At 38.9% G+C, this 17,611-nt stretch carries 18 protein-coding genes; 12 read left to right on the plus strand and 6 right to left on the minus strand.

Going from position 1 to position 17,611, the window contains the following annotated elements:
- Positions 1-174 precede the first annotated feature (174 nt).
- The 12 genes from mutL to RSA43_03725 all read left to right on the plus strand — a co-directional run bounded on the left by mutL (position 175) and on the right by RSA43_03725 (position 12,887).
- On the plus strand, positions 175-1,995 hold the full coding sequence (gene mutL, locus RSA43_03670; protein MEG2496378.1) for a DNA mismatch repair endonuclease MutL: 1,821 nt from the start codon (positions 175-177) through the stop codon (positions 1,993-1,995).
- Entirely contained in the window at positions 1,961-3,049 is a 1,089-nt protein-coding gene (locus RSA43_03675) for a Xaa-Pro peptidase family protein (protein MEG2496379.1), read from the plus strand. Before mutL ends, RSA43_03675 begins: the two co-directional genes overlap by 35 nt.
- Positions 3,050-3,349: 300 nt before the next feature.
- Positions 3,350-4,540, plus strand: coding sequence for a hypothetical protein (locus RSA43_03680; protein ID MEG2496380.1), 1,191 nt, complete (start codon positions 3,350-3,352; stop codon positions 4,538-4,540).
- A complete protein-coding gene (locus tag RSA43_03685) occupies positions 4,537-6,795 on the plus strand; it encodes a secretin N-terminal domain-containing protein (GenBank protein ID MEG2496381.1) in 2,259 nt (752 codons plus the stop codon). Before RSA43_03680 ends, RSA43_03685 begins: the two co-directional genes overlap by 4 nt.
- Positions 6,782-8,311 (plus strand): GspE/PulE family protein, encoded by a 1,530-nt coding sequence (locus tag RSA43_03690; protein ID MEG2496382.1) that lies wholly within the window; start codon positions 6,782-6,784, stop codon positions 8,309-8,311. The genes RSA43_03685 and RSA43_03690 overlap by 14 nt, the downstream gene beginning before the upstream one ends.
- 12 nt (positions 8,312-8,323) lie before the next feature.
- On the plus strand, positions 8,324-9,505 hold the full coding sequence (locus tag RSA43_03695) for a type II secretion system F family protein (protein MEG2496383.1): 1,182 nt from the start codon (positions 8,324-8,326) through the stop codon (positions 9,503-9,505).
- Between the two features lie 12 nt (positions 9,506-9,517).
- Positions 9,518-9,886: a type II secretion system protein gene (locus tag RSA43_03700; GenBank protein ID MEG2496384.1), complete on the plus strand. Its 369-nt coding sequence runs from the start codon at positions 9,518-9,520 to the stop codon at positions 9,884-9,886.
- Complete coding sequence (locus tag RSA43_03705) at positions 9,840-10,346, plus strand: hypothetical protein (protein ID MEG2496385.1); 507 nt, start codon at positions 9,840-9,842, stop codon at positions 10,344-10,346. Before RSA43_03700 ends, RSA43_03705 begins: the two co-directional genes overlap by 47 nt.
- Positions 10,321-10,797 carry a hypothetical protein gene (locus RSA43_03710; protein MEG2496386.1) on the plus strand — a complete coding sequence of 159 codons (477 nt, stop codon included), beginning with the start codon at positions 10,321-10,323 and terminating at the stop codon, positions 10,795-10,797. The genes RSA43_03705 and RSA43_03710 overlap by 26 nt, the downstream gene beginning before the upstream one ends.
- The gene (locus tag RSA43_03715; GenBank protein ID MEG2496387.1) at positions 10,794-11,303 is read left to right on the plus strand and encodes a DUF1494 domain-containing protein; all 510 of its coding nucleotides are present in this window, start codon (positions 10,794-10,796) and stop codon (positions 11,301-11,303) included. Before RSA43_03710 ends, RSA43_03715 begins: the two co-directional genes overlap by 4 nt.
- Position 11,304: 1 nt before the next feature.
- Positions 11,305-12,330, plus strand: coding sequence for a hypothetical protein (locus tag RSA43_03720; protein ID MEG2496388.1), 1,026 nt, complete (start codon positions 11,305-11,307; stop codon positions 12,328-12,330).
- Between the two features lie 104 nt (positions 12,331-12,434).
- Entirely contained in the window at positions 12,435-12,887 is a 453-nt protein-coding gene (locus RSA43_03725) for a hypothetical protein (protein MEG2496389.1), read from the plus strand.
- A gap of 102 nt (positions 12,888-12,989) precedes the next feature.
- Here RSA43_03725 and RSA43_03730 read toward each other — a convergent pair whose 3' ends face one another.
- The 6 genes from RSA43_03730 to sctJ all read right to left on the minus strand — a co-directional run bounded on the left by RSA43_03730 (position 12,990) and on the right by sctJ (position 17,554).
- A complete protein-coding gene (locus RSA43_03730) occupies positions 12,990-13,841 on the minus strand; it encodes an EscT/YscT/HrcT family type III secretion system export apparatus protein (protein MEG2496390.1) in 852 nt (283 codons plus the stop codon).
- Positions 13,842-13,851: 10 nt separating this feature from the next.
- Entirely contained in the window at positions 13,852-14,130 is a 279-nt protein-coding gene (sctS, locus tag RSA43_03735; protein MEG2496391.1) for a type III secretion system export apparatus subunit SctS, read from the minus strand.
- A gap of 13 nt (positions 14,131-14,143) precedes the next feature.
- On the minus strand, positions 14,144-14,989 hold the full coding sequence (gene sctR / locus RSA43_03740) for a type III secretion system export apparatus subunit SctR (protein ID MEG2496392.1): 846 nt from the start codon (positions 14,987-14,989) through the stop codon (positions 14,144-14,146).
- Entirely contained in the window at positions 14,989-15,681 is a 693-nt protein-coding gene (locus RSA43_03745; GenBank protein MEG2496393.1) for an HrpE/YscL family type III secretion apparatus protein, read from the minus strand. The genes sctR and RSA43_03745 overlap by 1 nt, the downstream gene beginning before the upstream one ends.
- Positions 15,678-16,454: a hypothetical protein gene (locus RSA43_03750; GenBank protein ID MEG2496394.1), complete on the minus strand. Its 777-nt coding sequence runs from the start codon at positions 16,452-16,454 to the stop codon at positions 15,678-15,680. Before RSA43_03750 ends, RSA43_03745 begins: the two co-directional genes overlap by 4 nt.
- A 62-nt stretch (positions 16,455-16,516) precedes the next feature.
- Positions 16,517-17,554, minus strand: coding sequence for a type III secretion inner membrane ring lipoprotein SctJ (gene sctJ, locus RSA43_03755; protein MEG2496395.1), 1,038 nt, complete (start codon positions 17,552-17,554; stop codon positions 16,517-16,519).
- Positions 17,555-17,611: the final 57 nt, after the last annotated feature.

Below are 17,611 nucleotides of genomic sequence, written 5' to 3' on the forward strand. Positions count from 1 at the left end.
AATGTTAATTCAATGTTTTTTATTAAATAAAAATCATTTTTAATTTTATTTAATTGTTTAATAAAGGGTTATAGATATTTTATTTCATATCGGTTATCAATAGAGTTTCTTAATCCGGTAGATTGAGTAAATAAAATAAGGAGTCCGATTATTAAGACGCGCCGTAAAGGAAACATTCGATTTTTAGAGTCGCATATCATTAATCAAATTGCAGCCGGAGAGGTTATTGAAGATTCTTCTTCCGTTGTTAAGGAGCTGATTGAAAATGCATTGGATTCGGGTGCCGATTTCATTGAAATAGAAACGATAGGCGGAGGACAAGGCAGTATTATCATTAGAGATAACGGTTCGGGGATGACCGAAAAAGATCTGGAGATGTCCGTTCAAAGACACGCGACTTCAAAAATATCGTCTTTTGATGATCTATATTCTTTGTCTACTTTAGGGTTTAGAGGAGAAGCTTTAGCTTCGATAGCAGCTATTTCCGAAACCACGATATACTCTTCTTCGGATGATTCGGGATACGGGTACATTCTCCGGATTACGGGAGGAAAAATCGATAAGACCGAACGATATCCTCGTACCGGCGGCACGACCGTGGAAGTTTCTTCATTATTTTATAACGTTCCCGTACGAAGACGTTTTCAAAAAACGGAATTAAGCGATCGGAATAAATTGCGCAAGCTTATCGAATCTATGGTTTTATCAAGAACGAAAGTCGAGTGGCGATGGATTAGTGAGGGTCGGGAGGAATTGTTTGTTGAACGTGAAATGGATTTCGATAACAGAATTCGTTACTTCATGGGAGAGTCTTTTTTTTCTTCCGGGATTCATTTATCGGCATCTCGAGGAGCATTAAAATTGGTGGGTAGAATCGGCAATCCTGCTTTTCATAAATCTAACAGATTAGGGCAGAAATGGTTTGTTAACGGACGATGTGTGGAATGTTCGTTTTTAAGTTATCAAATCAACGAGGTTTATAAGGCTTTCATCCCCATTCATAGGTATCCTGCCTTCATTTTACATCTCACTTTGCCTGAAGGTTGGTATGATGTAAACATTCATCCTCAAAAGAGAGATATTCGTATTAGACGAGAGAGTTTAGTAGGATCTTTCATATATGATGAAGTTTCGAATGCTTTAGTTTCCTTGTCCGGCAGTTGTTCGGCGCCGGAAGTTTTCACTTCACACATTCGAGAAAACGATTTCGTAAAAACCGATCAATTTGTCGTCGAGCGATCGGATCGGTTAAATGCGATAGAATTTATGAGACATGACGTACTTATTTCGCAACGGATGGATGAAGGTGACGGTCCGGATCCGGTGGGTTCAAGGTACACTGCATTGAATGAGCGAAAAGAGTTTATCTACGTAGAAAAAGACACAAAAGATGGACAAGAAAAGTTGCCCTTTATGGTTGATGTTTTTTGCATTGCCGGGATCGGAAAGTTTTTATTGGCCGGTGAGAACGATAGGATCTATCTTGTAGATAGGATTAAAGCGATACGTCACATTATATTCGTAGCTCAAACGACGACTATGAATCGGAAAACTCTCGGGCGTGGACAATTTTTAGTAGAAACGATATTTCCGGACTTTAGTTATGAAGATGTGAACCTGCTTCGAGAGCATTGCGATCTGTTTGAATCTTTCGGTTTCGTTTTCGAATTTGAGCAGAATACAAAAATAAGGCTTATGGCTGTACCTGAGGGGTTGAATCAATCTGAAGCCGTCGCTTTTTTAAGAACACATTTGGAATATATTTCTCTTGATCTTTATCTTAAAGATAAAGATTCTTGCGTCTCTCGAAGGTCGCGATATGGTGGTTTTGTGTCGTTACCCGGAACCGACGCGGAATTGCTGAAGCATTTGTGGTCCATCGGTAAACCGGAAACGGCTTTTGACGGTCAAAGAATAATGAAACGGCTATCGGAAGAGGATTTATTGGAGGTCTTTATTTATGGAAAGACTGATTCGAGTTCGTCAACATCTTAATGAAAGCGGACTCAAAGGTTTTATCTTTGATCAATCCGTTGATTTGAAATATTTGTCCGAAGGCAAGATTTTTTCCGGTAAGCTGATTGTTTCTTCTGAGGAAGTCAGATTGTTTGTTGCTCCGATAGATGTTGCAATGTATTCGCATTTGATTTCCGAAGATATTGAGATAACCTGTTGTTCTTCTTTTTCGGATGATTTGTTTTTAGATTATCTGAAAAATATGAACAATTGCGGATTTGATCCCGCTACCGTTACTTATACTTTTTATCAACGCGTTCTTTCGCAATGTCCTTCGCTTGTATCTGTCAATTTTTTTCTTGATGGAATTCGTTCGATCAAAAGTCCTGAAGAATTGGAAAAAATGACTGCTGCGGCAAAATTAGGCTCTGAGGGTTATGACTTGGTTTGTTCTTTATTGAACGAAAACGTCACTGCAACCAGCTTGGCCACGGAGCTTCGCACTTTTTGGGCATCTCAAGGAGCTACCGCTACTGCTTTCCCTCCGATTATTGCTTTCGGTGAAGACACGGCTTTCCCTCACGCATCCTTAAGTGAGCGTAAATTGTGTTTCGAGGATATCGTTTTGATTGATATCGGAGTGGAATTGGATGATTATTGTTCAGACATGACTCGAGTTTTGAATTGGGGCAAACCGAAAAAAGAACTTAGAGCCGTTTATCGTATTGTCAGAGAGGCTCAAATCGAAGGTTTAAAACTGTGTAAGGCAGGTGTGTCTTGCGGAGCGATACATGAAGTCGTGTGCGCAGTCATCAAAGAAGCCGGATATGAAAAATACTTTATGCATGGAACGGGACACGGTATTGGTATGTCCGTCCATGAATATCCTTATTTATCCTCTAATCGACAAGATCGACGAACGGCGGAAATTTTATTGAAGGAGTCCATGGTAGTAACGGTAGAACCCGGGATTTATTTACCGGGGATAGGGGGAGTGCGTTTGGAAAACTCAATCATCATCAAGTCGGACGGTTATACCGATTTAACGAAAAGAGAAATTCCGGAAGAACTACCCTGTCTATATCGAAATTAAAAAAAACGCCTTTAACATATTCAAGATAGAGTTATCTTTATAAAATACCAATGATAATTCAATATAAATTGAAATTATTCTTCTTTTGAGCTATCTTAAATCCTTTTATTATTCATTTGGCAAATAAATAGTTTATCTATGTATCGCTTAATAAGGGTACGGTATTGGATCATTGTTTTGTCTTGTGCCTTATCCGGAGTTTTATGTTTGTCCGGCAAGGAGTTCTCGGATTTTGGCAATTATTTTTTTAATAATCGTCATCTCGGCTCAGTCGGTTCAAGCAAAAAACGGTTGGAATCGATGACGTTGAGTAAGGTAGGATTCGGGCTGGTTTATCGTGAGCCTAAAGTCGGAATGCCTTCTTTGAAAGATGAGCTGATTTTTAGAGGAATGAATTTACGACCGGATGCAGCGGGGCAAGGTCCGGTTTTGAGTTTTCGTAAAAGTAAGAGTTCGAAACAACTTGAAATCGGAAAGAAGTTTTTTATTCGTTTTAAAAAGTATTTGAATTCGATCGAAGACATGTCTTCGATCGCTATTCCGGATGTTCATTATTTTTTTGAAGATCATCAAGGTACGGCTTCTTTGTGGATTGAAATCGTGCGCGTTGCCGATGATGGGCTTTCCTTGGAAGTTAATGTCGGAGGGGGAAGTAAAACCGATTCAAAACCGGATTGCGAAACTTTCATTCTTAGGGCTCAGGAGATCGAGAATAATAGAGAGTGGTTTTTAGGGAAAAATAAAGTTGATGCTTCGTTTCCCGTAAAACAGAAGATGCGTCGGATAGGCAAAGATCTGTTTCTTGTAATGCATGGCGGACCGGAATATTTATATGCTGCAGCTAAGGAACGATTCGATTTTTCGGATGAGCAGGGTGAAAATTATTGTCGATTCATGAGTGTCGGTGAGTATTTATTGTGGGACGGAGAGGCTTGGGTTCATAAAGAGCCGAAATCGGATTCGAGTTCTTTTCCGATTTTATATTTAAAACGGATGGATGAAAAATGCGCCGTTTTCGAACTTTGGGATATCGGAGGTATCAGAAAGCAGATATTGAATTTGATACGGTATCCTCAGCCTGCAACGGAATGTGAAGATTTAACCGCCGAAATAGAATATGCAGGTCTGAAGACCTGGAATAGTCCTACGATTGTAACTACCACAGGACAACGATTTTCGTTAAATTCAAATGAGTGGTTATTGCGATCGTCTTCAGGATGGAGAAAGATCGAATCGGCACATGAATTAGAGGAATATCTTTCCGGTAAATTGATGGAGCCGTTATTTGTTTTCGACGGCATGGAAAAAGACGGCAATACTTATCTTCTGAAAGGACATATGTTCAGTGCCTCTCGTTCGAGCGTATTTCCCGTAATTTTGCGTCTCAAACATCAAAGTGTCGCTTTCGGTGATATGACGCATTCTTCCGGCGTTTATCGATCTGCTGAGGATAAAAGCACTTTCAATCGTGATATAGAGGTTGGAAAATGAGAAAATTGTTGTGTCGTCTTATTAACTGCGTCCCGTTCACTTTGGTTCTTACCCACCCTCTTTCAGGAATTACGATTTCCGAGAAATTAACGTTGTTGAATTCCGGTGATAAGGTTCTCGGTTCCGATAAGGCCACATCTTTACAAGCTCAAAAATTTAATGAAGCCATGGTTGAATGGAATAGGGAACTTCAACACTTATATGATCGGGCTTTTGAATTGGGAAAGTCCGGTGGTTCGCTTTCCGATGACGTTTTTTTTCCGATTTTAAGTGAAATCAGACGGATCAAATCGGATATTCGAGAAGCACAGGAGTTGTGGGCGGCTCACTGCCGTACTTTAAATACCTCCGGCGATTATTCATTATGGCATCACCCTGAAGGGACCGTTTATGATTTAATTTCCGATTACGGAGGTATGGAATGTATATACCTTATTCCTCCCGAAATCGGTTCCAGAAAAATTTCCGTTGTTTCGCATATTCCGGTGCCGAGAGAGTGTTGGGATGAATTTTTAGGTTTGGTACTAAGTCGATCGGGCATCTCGGTTCAGTCTCTTTCTCCGTTGATAAAACAATTAACTGCCGTTTCGAATACTGCTTCCGTCAGCTCTATCGTAGCCGATTTTAATCAATTGTCGTTAATGTCTCCCGGAGACATGGTATGTTATGTTTTCTCATCTTCCAATCCGGATATTCAAGCCGATCAGTTGATCCTGCAAAAATTCATTAACGGAGAATCCGTTCATCATGAGGTGATTGGAGGAAAACTGTTTTTATTCGGGCGCGTAAGCGATATTTCGGAGATTCTGAAATTGTATCAGTTTCTTGGGCCGGACTGCTCCAAACAGGATTTTCGTATCCTTACATTAAGTAAAATCGATGCTTCGGAAATGATGGCTATTCTTCAAGCCGCTTTTTCTTTGGAAAAAGAAGGTTCGGGATTGAAGATCCTTCCCTTACAGAGTCGATCGGATGCATTATTCGTTAGCGGTAATACCGGTGATGTGCGTAAGGCTATGGATTTGGTCTATCGACTTGAAGAAGGTATCGAAAACTCCAATGACAAGGTTGTTTTTTGGTATAACGTCAAGCATTCCGACCCCGAAGAATTAGCTTCGATATTATCTCAGGTTTATAATGTATTATCCGTTAATTCCGATGGTCGGGTGCTAACGACTCGGTCCTCTTTATCCGGAAATCGGATGGAATCCCCTGCTCCGCAAACTAAATTAACCGGTTTGTCCGCAAAACCCGGTAATTTCATTGTCGATTTGAAAACGGGTACCTTAATCATGGTCGTTGAAAAAGAGACCTTACCCCACATTAAAGCATTGCTTAAGAGATTGGATGTTTCTAAGAAAATGATTCAAATCGAAGTTCTTTTGTTCGAAAGGAAGATTGTCAATCAACGACGATCCGGGTTAAATTTGTTACGTCTGGGCGAGGAGGTTTGTAAAAAAAGTTTCTCTCCGGCACTGTCTTGGAATGCTGCTACCGGAATTTTGGAATTTTTAATCGGAAATAAGGGATCTTCTTCCGTTCCGGGTTATGATCTGGCTTATCAATTTCTCTTAGCTCAGGAAGATATTCAGATTAATGCCAGTCCCTCGATTGTAACGATGAATCAAACTCCGGCTACTATTGCAATTGTGGAAGAGATGTCCATTCTCATATCTTCCGATAAAGATAAGGTCCAGTATAACCGTGCTCAATACGGTATAACAATTAAAATCATTCCCACGGTTAATATCGGAGACGAAGAAAACGGCGAAGGTAAGTCTTTCATTACCTTGGATACGGATATCATGTTTGATACCACAGGAAAAAGTCCTAATGATCGACCAGACGTTACACGAAGACATATCACGAATCACGTAAGAATTGCCGACGGAGAGACCGTTATTTTAGGTGGACTTCGAAGAAAAAATTCTTCGGACGGTAAAGACGGCATTCCTTTTTTAGGTGATATCCCTGGCATAGGCAAACTATTCAGTATGTCAAATACCGCGGAGAACAGTACGGAAATGTTTATTTTCATAACTCCTAAGATTCTTCATGATGGAGCTATGAAGGATGAAGCCTATAAAGAAGCCCTCTTATCTCGTCGTCTCGGCGATTCGGAAGAGTTGGATCTTGAATTGATGCATGCGCGAGATTATTTGTATAAAAAGCGTCTCATTGAAGAGGCGAAGAAGCTGACTTCAAGTGTACCCGCTTTCGATGTTTCGTTGGGGAAAGAATATGACGGCAAATAATGAAATTGATCTCTCTAAGTGTTCTTCGGACTTATTAAAAATTATTCCCTACGATTTTTTGAAGAGACATAAGATTTTCCCGTTGGAAGAGCAGCAAGACCGGGTAATTGTAGCTACGGAGAATCTGAATAATTTTGAAGTTATCGATGAATTGAGATTAATTTTCGATAAACCATGCGTTTTAATCGAGTACAGTCCAGCGGCCATATTAACGGCTATAGATCTTTATTACGGTAATCGTGAAGGCGAAGCCTCCGCATTTTTGGATCGGATTTCCAATCAGGAAAACACTGTATCCACTATCGAACAGGTTTCCGAAGATGAGGAAGATCTTTTCGGTGTTAAGGATTCCGCTCCCGTTATCCATTTTTTGAATTTGATTTTTAAGGAAGCCGTTAACGAAAGAGTGTCGGATATTCATTTTGAACCTTTCGAAGATATTTTGCAGATTCGTTACAGGATTGACGGTGTTTTGCAAATTAGACATACTCCGTCGGCCGAATATCGTTCGGCTTTGATTACACGCATTAAAGTACTGGCAAAATTAGATATTGCCGAACATAGATTACCTCAGGATGGTCGTATTAAGTTAAAAATCGGCGGTAAAGACGTGGATATGCGTGTCAGCACCGTACCTGTTATTAACGGAGAACGAATCGTTTTGAGAATTTTGGATCGCGGCAATGTATTACTCGATCTGGATTGTTTAGGCATGCCGGATGTGATGCTGAGTTCTTTTCGCAACCTTCTCTCTTCATCGGAAGGTATTATTTTAGTTACGGGACCGACCGGCAGCGGAAAAACAACGACTCTGTACAGCGCCGTTAAGAGTTTGCTTGATCGATCTTCAAATATTATGACGATTGAGGATCCTCCCGAATATAAGTTAAACGGTATTTCACAAGTCGCGGTTAAACCGAAAATAGGTCTTACTTTTTCTCAAGGGTTGAGACATCTTTTAAGGCAGGATCCTGATGTTTTAATGGTAGGTGAAATTCGTGATTTGGAAACGGCGGAAATAGCCGTACAGGCATCATTAACGGGACATTTAGTATTAAGCACATTGCATACGAACGATTCTTTGGCCGCTGTTCCCAGGTTGACCGATATGGGGATTCCGTCTTATTTATTATCTTCGACGATTCAGGGGATTGTTGCTCAGAGACTTGTTCGTAAAATATGTCGGGAATGCGCTGCAGAAAGAAAAATGACTTCCGTTGAAAGAGAATTTTTTCATGAGCGTGAGATTCACTGTGCCGAAGATTCGGTTTACGAGGGAAAAGGTTGCGAACATTGTTTCGGAACCGGGTATAAATTTCGACATGGTATTTATGAACTTTTTCAACCGATCGGCGATCTGAAATCGATTATCGCTACAAAATCTTCCGGCGAATTATTAAAAACCCGTGCTTATGAATATGGGTTTAAACCGCTTCTCAATCACGGAGCGGAGTTAGTCCTTGAAGGCCTTACTACAGTGCACGAATTACTTCGTGTGGCCAAAAAAGCTGAATAGGAGTTTTGTACGATGCCTTTATTTCAATATTCCTACTTAAATGAACGTCAGCGGAAAAAGAAGGCTTTTATAAATGCCGATAGTTATGAAGGGGCTCGCGAAAAGCTTTTAAAAAGTAATTTTCATATTTTATCCTTAACCGAAAAAAAAGGAACCGAGGCGGTTAAAAAGCGATGCTCGGCCGCTCAATTGATTTTATTTACTAAGCAGTTAAGGCTGCTGATATCGTCCGGTTTGCCGGCGTATGAAAGTTTGCGTAATCTGGAAGAACGGTTTTTCGGAGACTCTTTAGGAGTTGTTATCCGATTTTTAAGCGATAAATTGCGAGAAGGCATTCCTTTATCTCAGGCTATGCTTGAATATCCCGAGTTTTTTAATGATTTTTATAGAACCACGATTGTATCCGGAGAATCGATAGGCGATCTTGAAGGAGCTTTACTACGTCTGGAAGAAAATTTGACCTCTGAAGCCGCTTTTAAAAAGCAACTGCTGTCTTCCTTATCTTATCCGCTGACTTTGTTTTTATTCTCTCTAGGGGTCATCGGTTTTTTCTTGATTGCCGTAGTCCCCTCGTTACAAGAGGTTTTTGAAGAAAGCGGTCTTAATACAACGACCCGACTTGTTTTCGGTGCCAGCAAATTTCTCTGTACTTACAAGTGGGGTTTATTTTTAGGATTTTTCACCGGAGGAGGATTGATATTTTTCTTTCACCGAAAGTGGGGACTTAAAAAACATGTTATGAATGCGTTAATGATCGCTGATTTTATCAAACGACTCATTATTAAATTGTCTTTAGGACGGTTTTTTAGAGTATTGAACGTGTTATTGCAGGGAGGCAGCAACCTCGTAACGGCCGTGGCTATAGCTTCACGATCATTAAATCCGGAAAGTCTTAGAACAGCCGTTGATGAAGCGATGGATCGTGTGGTTGCGGGTGGTCGTCTCAGTCAGGAATTAGCCGTATATCCCTTTATTCCTAAAACGGTTATTCAGATGGTCGCTTTAGGAGAAGATACCGGCGATCTTTCAACAACCTCCGGATATTTAGCGGATATTTATGATGAGGAAGTTCGTAGGTTCCTGCAAATGTTCGTATTTTGGAGTCAGCCTTTGATTCTTGTATTTTTGGGAGGCATTATTGCTCTCGTAATGTTAGCAGTCTTAGTGCCCTTGACGGGCGGACTCGGTTTTTGAAGGAGAAAATGTATGTATAATAATAGAAAAAAAAGATCCGTTACGTTGATCGAAATCATGATAGTTATTTTTCTGATAGGTCTGATTGGCGGAGTTTTAGCTATTAATATGAAGGGTAGTGTGGACAAGGGCAAAGAGTTTCAAACACATCAAAATTGTGCAAAAATTTATGATATTTTGATGATGGAATACGCTACCGGTGATAGATCTCTTGATCAGATAGTTTCCGATTACAGGGTTCTCGTTAAAAATTCACCGTTTTGTAAAAACGGAGATAAAGTTCTTAAGGATGGTTGGGGACATGATTTGATAGTCGAAATCCAGGAAGGTACCGATGATATTAAAGTATATTCGAAAAAAATTCCTATCAACAACGCCTGATCGTTTTAACCGAAGAAAACAGTCGTTAAGTCTCATAGAAATCTTAATAGTTATCGGTATTTTAACTCCGATATTGGCTTTTCTCGGTTCCGGGGTATTGTCTGAAAATCAATATAAAATGATGTTTGAGCATTCATGTAATGAATTGACCCGTCAAATCGGTTTAGCCGGCAAATGTTGCGTTTACTACGATACCGATGTTCATTTGTCTATTCGAAAGGAAGAAAAAGGTATATACGTTTCCGAAATCAAAGCAACTAAATTGCTTCCTGAAAAAACACGAAGATTAACGAATAAGCTCGTAATATTGAAAGGTGTCGAATCTATAGATACTTGTTCCGGAAATCCGAATTTAGACGACTCTTTGTTGATATTTTTTGATGGATCTTTAGGAGGAGCATCAGTTCGGAAAATTATTTTAAAGGGCAAAGCCTATGAAAAAACGATTACTTTTTCATAGTATTCGAACCGTTTCCGGTGCGAGAAGATTCAAAAGAAACTTTCTGTTATTGGAGGTGCTTTTGGCTCTTTCTCTCATTATGACAATGCTCATTCCTATGGTTCGATTTTATTCGCATTGCAGAATGCGTAATCACGTAAAGCTTATTGAGTCGCAGATGTCTTCTCTTTTGGATAAGGCGTTCGTTCATACTTTTCTTTGTGTTAAAGAACGATTGTCGACTAAAAATTTTTCGGAAGATTGGACAGAGACCGGAATCGTTTATCCCGATTTGTTCTTGTATTCGGAAAACGGGATTATTCGTTTCATTAACTGTGATTACACGGTTAAGATAAAAAATCATGTGAAAAAAGACGATAAGGAAGGCTGGCTAATCGACTTGGAAGTTACCTTGGTTTTATCCGAAAAATTACGATTTTCTTGCCGAAGGGATGTTTTTTTTAAACTATGAAACGATGTAAACAACCTTTTCTTTTAATCGAAATACTTATCTGCTTGTCATTAATGGGATTGCTTTTAGGAGTCACCGTTTGTTGGCAGTCGCGAAGTCGCGAAGTCCATGAAAAAAACGCTATCGTGCATAAAATTTTGGGTGAAGAGAATATTTTTTATAAGCGGTTAAGAAAGATTTATGAAGAAATTCGTGAAGAACTGATTACCGAAGATGATGAAATACATGCTTTCTTATTTAACAGAGGAATAAGTAAAAACCCGGAGTTATCGGGAATAATGCGCGGTGCACTCATTTACAATGAAGAAGAACAAGTTTTAAAACTAAGAGTTACCAATCCGAAGCTTACTTGTTATGAAGAAATCAACCTGCTAAGCAATGTTTTATTCGTTGAAGATTGTGTTAATACACCGGAAGCGATAACCTTATCTCTTAGAAGATCAGCTTGTAAACCTTTTAAAGAGAGAACGTTAGTCTATCTTTTTCTGAAGTGTAGAGGCTATTGAAATGTATCCTTATTTGATTGCCATGTTATGTTTAATGAATTTCTCCGTTCTGATTTTTAATGAAATCCGGGTGTTAACGACTTATGAAACATTGCGTAAGATAGAAGTCCGACAAGATGATCTGTTTGAGATTAGATATTCGTTAAAGGCAGAACATGCTTTTAACGATTTTGTCGAAATGATTTCCGAAAAAGACGATTGTAAAGTCGAAGAAGCAAAAACTACAGAGCCCATTCATAACCTTGATTTTGAAGAGAAATCGAAAAAATCCACCGTCAAATCTCTGAATATCGATTTCAATCGTCTACCGAATAATTCTCGTATTAATTTATACGGATTTTTGAATGAGCCGGAAGAATTACGGAATAATCCGGCTTCATGGTATGCCATATTAGGTCGATTTTTAAGAAAAAATTACCTTGAGAAACCTGGGTTTCCGATTAATAGAATCAATTTTGAATGGGATATACTTAACGCTATTTTACTTCAGAAGGCCCGAATTATTTCCGGAGAGGAAAAAGTAGATCCTGATATTTTGGGTACGTTGGTTTTTCCGAATCCGGAGCTTGCGGAAGCCGTTTATCTTTTGCTGACGGGCTTTGACGATAACCCGTCTATTCTTAATTATTTGGATTATGAAGTTAAAAAGCCCGGTTTTTGTAAACTTAATTTTATGTTCGTTGATCCGCTTCTTCTCAGTGCAGTCATTGATCATCAAGAAGCTTTTAATAAATTACGAGCCCTTCAATTAAAAACTCTTCAAGAGGTTCGAGATCGCGAAGAGGAATTTCTTCGCAATAAATCTTTAAAAGACAAGCCATTCCTTAAAAATCGAACTTGTTTTAAATTGGAACTTAACGAGTCCGTCTCTATTATCTTGGCAGAATATGATTTATTGCCGATTCTTAATAAAAAATTGTTTGAGTTTACGTTAGGTAAACCTGGTGATTATATCTTTTTATCGAATTCCGATACGGGTGTAGTAACTCGCTATTGCTGCGTAAATAAGGTCGTTACCGTTTTTTAATCGTTGCCAAAGAAATTTTTTTTTATTTTCTTTTTCTTATTTTTTTGTTAATTCTTAATTAAGAGTTAATAATTTTTTTATAATTTTGTCATCAGGAGTGCAAAATGGGAGAGGAAAATCAAGGGAAGGACAATCAACATAATCCTCAGGCAGACAACTCCTCTAAAGATTTAAAATCAAATATAAAAGACAAGGTTCATCAGTTTGTTGAGGATCCTAATGTAGGTAAGGTCACCGGTTTCATTAAAAAAAATGTCAGAGGAGTGATCAGTGGGGTTTTAACATTCTTAGGGGTTGTAACGTTTCCTTTTTGGTGGAGCGGTATTTCGGTTGCCCTGGGGTTAATGTTGTGTTTTTATAACGAGATTAAATCATGTGTAAGCGGTTCTTTTTTCAGTTCATTAAAAGAAAAATTTTCAAAAAACAGCGTTTTAAATAACGTCATACTTTTTGGAGGGATCTTTTTTCTTTTTGCTCGTATGACCGCTTTCATGGTTACTGCTTGCTCTCTGCTCATCGTATTTTATTTTTTAGGATCGAACGATAATCAGAAATAATACTTTATTAGGATCAATTGAAATCGGGAATTTTTTCCCGATTTTGATTTTAATGCATTCTTAAGAGAATTCTTTCTCCCGGTATCAATAACGATCCATCACCTAGCCGAATAGAATATCGCGCATTTTCTTGAGCCAAGCAACTACGAAAAGATCGAGTTGTTTAAGAATGAACCACCAAGATATCGTCAAGAATAAAAGACCCATAAAGGCTTTCAAAGCCGATAATAGGTAAATGACTTGTACTTGAGGTGCCATCCTATTGATAATACCCAAGAATAGATCGGACAACAACATAGCCAGCGTTGCCGGAGCTCCGAGTTGAATCGTAACGACTAAGCATAGTTGACATATTTTAATCATCGTTACCCAAAAAGGAGTATGCATGCTCATAAAGTCCGGAGGTAAAAAATGAGACAAGGGAATAACCTGTAATGAGAAAGTGATCAGATCCATCAAAATGATCGGTCCGCCGCATAACCAAAAAATTAAAGTAGCCATATAATGATAAAGGATACCTTGAGGAGCACTTTGTTCCATGGAGATCATGGAAATGGCCCCTTCCATACCTTGAATACCCTGTTGGTTGGCAATAAAGGAACCTGCCGATTGAGTAGCATAAAAAGGAAACGCAGCAATGAATCCCATCAAACATCCGATAAAAACTTCTTTTAGTATAAGAAGATAAAATAGAGCATCCGAATTATATTGAACGAATGTCGTATCCATGAGAATTTTCGGAAATGCTATGGCCATATAGGTTATGGATACGCCCAGTTTGATAGGAGACGGCAGCAGTTTGGCTCCTAAATAAGGGACGATTGCGAATATCGGTAGTACTCGAGCCATCAATAATAAAAACGTTTGCCAAACGATCGCAGGGTGCTTTTGAAAGATAAAATTAAAGTAAACGGAATCGAGAGAGGATAATAGCTTGGGAAGCGTGGTCGCCATTTAACCTTTCCTACTTCCATTTATAAAAATTATGAAATACCTGGGAAGCAAATCTATAAATAAGATTGCTTAACCAACCTCCGGAGATCATTAAAGTGCCGAAGATAACAACAAGTTTAATTGCGAAAGCAAAGGTTTGTTCCTGAATTTGCGTTGCCGCTTGAAAAATGGCGACCATAATCCCGACCAGGGATGCGAGTATAATCGGAGGCGCTGAGACTATGAGAATGAGTAAAAGAGCTTGGTATGAGTACTCGAAAAGTACGGCTCTGAAAGATGTGGTTAACATAGAGTTCTCCCTATTATTTAAAGCTTATCATTAAGCCTTGCAGTAATAGAGTCCATCCGTCAACCATGACCACCAATAATAATTTAAGAGGGAGAGAAATGGACAAAGGCGATAACATCATCATCTGCATGGCTACGAGAACGTTCGCCGTTACTAGATCAATCACAAAAAACGGTAAATAGATCAGAACGCCAATTTCAAAAGCATTCTTAATTTGCCCCATAATAAAAGCGGGCATAATAATCACAAAATCCTTAGTGGAAAGAGATTTTTTGATTTCGGCTGGGAAAGTCTTTTGGGAAGCTTTATAAAAGCTTTGGATTTGTGATTTCGGTGTGTTCCGAATCAAAAATTCCCTTAGCGGTTCTTTAGATTTATTAATTGTGATAAAGACTTTCTCTGCTCCCTCTGCCGAAAATAAACTGGCTTGCATTTTGGATTGTTCTTGAATTTCTTGCCGCGCGCTTTGATACATGGCTACACCTGTAGGAAACATAACATATATCGATAAAATAAGCGCAACTCCATTGAGCACTTGACTGGGAGGAGTTTGTTGAACGCCGAGAGCATTTCTTAAAAGCACGAGAGTAATGATTATCTTTAAATAAGACGTCAATAACATCACGAAAAAAGGTAACAAAGCAAGAAAGACGAGGACGATTGCCTGTGTGGTCAAATCGGGATAAGTATCTGAAAACGTCCCCGAAGAAAGATCGGTTTGAGGCAGGACGTCTTGAGAAGTTATGGGAGGCATGTAATGTCTGGGAGCTTTTTGGATGGGGGCTTCCTGAAAGTTCGATGCGAAACCGATCGTACCGAAACACAACAAAGAAAGAAAAACCAAAACAAAAAATCTCATTATTTTTCCTGATTGGAATTCGTAGAATTGTTTGTATTATCTTTTTTATCTTCCTCAGATACGGTTTCTTTGGATTCCTTTAAAATTTCCGTGAAAGCTTTTTCAAGTGCTGCCAACTGATCTTTAATCTGAGCATTAACGATACCCGATTCCGTTTCTATAATACAGCCCCCCTTTTCTATGTCATTTCTTGGGGAGATAATGATTGAGTCTGCATATTCAATAACTTTTCTGAATTCCGATTTGTTTCCTTCTACGATTTCCGAATCTTCGGGATTGATAAAAATAGTAATTTTTTTATTTTGATTAACGGTTTTAAGTGCATTTGTAATCAAAGATACCACGATATCGGGTTTCATCTCTAATTCCTTGCCGATGATTTTTTTAATACTGGCAATAGCTAAGGGGATAAGAGCTTCTTTTAATTTAGCCTGCACGTTATTCGTTTCTTTTTCCAAACACATCAGTTGTTCGGACCAAAGTTTCATTCCTTCAGCGAATCCTGACTTTTTGGCTTCTTCTCGTAAAACTACGCATTCTGCTTCTACCTGTTTCTTATATTTCTTCGAATCGTTGATAGCGCGGTCCAATAACTCGGAAGCATCTATCACGGTAGAAAACTCTTCCGATGACATGATTTTAGAGTTCGGAGAAACATCCGTATTTTGAGATATTAGGCTGAAAAATTTCATTGAACGACAACCTTAATGCATTTAATCACATAATTTTTAAAATATTCGCTATTTTTAGCGTGTTGAGATTCTTTAATACTTTTCTCTATAAGGTAAGCTCGTTGCACATCAAACCGACGCAGAAGGTGCCACAATAAAGAAGCGTTTTCTTGAGCCAATGCTTTTCCTAAAAAAATCAGTCCCTGAGAATGAATATGATGTCTTAAACGAGCTTCCGAACCGTCCCATGTAGCAAGAAATCGACATTTGTCACTGTATTTCAGAGGATGAGTCATGCAATAATTTAAGAATAATCGTTTTTTTTTCGATAAAATTTGGTTGATTTCCTGCAATCTGCTTTGAGAAACGACCATATGTAATTCATTTGCTAGGTCATACAGTCCCAGAAAATCGATAAGCTGCATACGTAGTTTGACTTTGAGATAAAGCAAAATATTAATGGAAGATACCGGAAGAAACATTTCATCAATGACATAATCCGGATATATTTTCTCTTTAAGACCCTGAAGTAGAAACAGAGCCGCAAATTTTGAATGTATCTTCGAATTTCTTTCGGTCAACATCGATGCATCGGCTAATTTGTCGGATATCCCCGAAGGCAGAAGATTTATGATTGCGTTTCGAAAACATTCGGGAAATCCTTTTAAAACCGATTCAATCCAAGAATAATGGATAACCAAAAGCCACCGCATATTAAAAGACAACATCTTGAGAGACGAAGCTTCTTTAACTGTGAGCTTTTCCGTTAAGGAAATCGGTAAAAAAGAAGCCATATCCTTAACCGATGAAGATCGTTTTATTAAGGTATTAAGGACTCCGAAAGTATTGAGGGTCACTACGCATCGTCCTCATTTTCGGCTTCGACGGTGCTGTTTTCTACGACGGCCTCCTGCTCGACTTCTTTTTCGTTATCCTTGGTTTCAGCTTCTTGGTCAGCCGTTTCTTTGTTGTCATCCGAAGGTTTCGGAGTGATCATATGATAAGGTGCAGGAGAAAATAATGTTTTGATTCCCCCTAGAGCGATTATCATCGTATGAGCTTTCCAAAGAATCCAGAGCAAGATGCTTGAAACGACAAATAATCCTAATAGAAAACAGTAAAAAATGGTTCGGAAGCGTACGACCGACTGTTTAGCCATAATGACACCCCAAACGGAAGCATACTCCACTTCATCCGTTAATCCCCAAGGACCATTAAGACTGATTTCACTATAGGAAGCTCTATCTCCTACAACAGAAACATTTTCGGGAATCAATCCAGGTATGGCACTAGCTACTAAACGCTTGATTTTTGAAACTACGACGCTATTGGGATTATCCAAAATACCTCTGTGTTTTATATAAACGGAGGCTGTCATAACTACATTTTCCTCACCCTCAGTGGGGAAGGAAACTTGTACGTTGGCATCCATAATACCATCCATCTTCCTGATGGTCGTCGCCAGTTGTTCGGAAAGACCTTCCTGGTAACGAATTCGTTCTTGCAATTCCGAAGGCACCAAACTTTGTTTAGCAAACAAATCGAGAAGACTTGTTCCTTTAAGACGAGGAAGTCCTGCTTGATTCAAAATAGCCAATGCTTCGGTAATTTGTGAACTCGGAACGGCAATATCCCATAATTGTTCCGTTGATGTTCCTCCCACGGCTCCCGTCGGCATAGGAGATTTTTCTGCCGAAATACCTTTACTTACAAGTAAGACAACGATTTCGTTAGCATCCCTCCCTAATAAACCATGAGCGATTAGCGTTCGGCTATTACACCCAGCATTTAAAAAAGCCAAAGAGGACAATAAAATAATAAAAGAAAAAAAACGACGATACATAACCACGCATACTTTTTTCCCCACCATAGCAAAAGGTTGGATTAGTGCCAATAATGAACATTCGACGGCATTAAATCTAATTTTTTTTTGTTTATGTATTCTTAGATT

The sequence above is a fragment of the Victivallaceae bacterium genome (assembly GCA_036659455.1).
GTDB lineage: Bacteria > Chlamydiota > Chlamydiia > Chlamydiales > Chlamydiaceae > JAVXCN01.

Bases quoted from the DNA above. Each gene is read 5' to 3' on its own strand.
- RSA43_03675 (MEG2496379.1), top strand. From the start codon at position 1,961: ATGGAAAGACTGATTCGAGTTCGTCAACATCTTAATGAAAGCGGACTC.
- RSA43_03680 (MEG2496380.1), top strand. From the start codon at position 3,350: ATGACGTTGAGTAAGGTAGGATTCGGGCTGGTTTATCGTGAGCCTAAA.
- RSA43_03685 (MEG2496381.1), top strand. From the start codon at position 4,537: ATGAGAAAATTGTTGTGTCGTCTTATTAACTGCGTCCCGTTCACTTTG.
- RSA43_03690 (MEG2496382.1), top strand. From the start codon at position 6,782: ATGACGGCAAATAATGAAATTGATCTCTCTAAGTGTTCTTCGGACTTA.
- RSA43_03695 (MEG2496383.1), top strand. From the start codon at position 8,324: ATGCCTTTATTTCAATATTCCTACTTAAATGAACGTCAGCGGAAAAAG.
- RSA43_03700 (MEG2496384.1), top strand. From the start codon at position 9,518: ATGTATAATAATAGAAAAAAAAGATCCGTTACGTTGATCGAAATCATG.
- RSA43_03705 (MEG2496385.1), top strand. From the start codon at position 9,840: ATGATATTAAAGTATATTCGAAAAAAATTCCTATCAACAACGCCTGAT.
- RSA43_03710 (MEG2496386.1), top strand. From the start codon at position 10,321: ATGAAAAAACGATTACTTTTTCATAGTATTCGAACCGTTTCCGGTGCG.
- RSA43_03715 (MEG2496387.1), top strand. From the start codon at position 10,794: ATGAAACGATGTAAACAACCTTTTCTTTTAATCGAAATACTTATCTGC.
- RSA43_03720 (MEG2496388.1), top strand. From the start codon at position 11,305: ATGTATCCTTATTTGATTGCCATGTTATGTTTAATGAATTTCTCCGTT.
- RSA43_03725 (MEG2496389.1), top strand. From the start codon at position 12,435: ATGGGAGAGGAAAATCAAGGGAAGGACAATCAACATAATCCTCAGGCA.
- RSA43_03730 (MEG2496390.1), bottom strand. From the start codon at position 13,841: ATGGCGACCACGCTTCCCAAGCTATTATCCTCTCTCGATTCCGTTTAC.
- sctS (MEG2496391.1), bottom strand. From the start codon at position 14,130: ATGTTAACCACATCTTTCAGAGCCGTACTTTTCGAGTACTCATACCAA.
- sctR (MEG2496392.1), bottom strand. From the start codon at position 14,989: ATGAGATTTTTTGTTTTGGTTTTTCTTTCTTTGTTGTGTTTCGGTACG.
- RSA43_03745 (MEG2496393.1), bottom strand. From the start codon at position 15,681: ATGAAATTTTTCAGCCTAATATCTCAAAATACGGATGTTTCTCCGAAC.
- RSA43_03750 (MEG2496394.1), bottom strand. From the start codon at position 16,454: ATGGCTTCTTTTTTACCGATTTCCTTAACGGAAAAGCTCACAGTTAAA.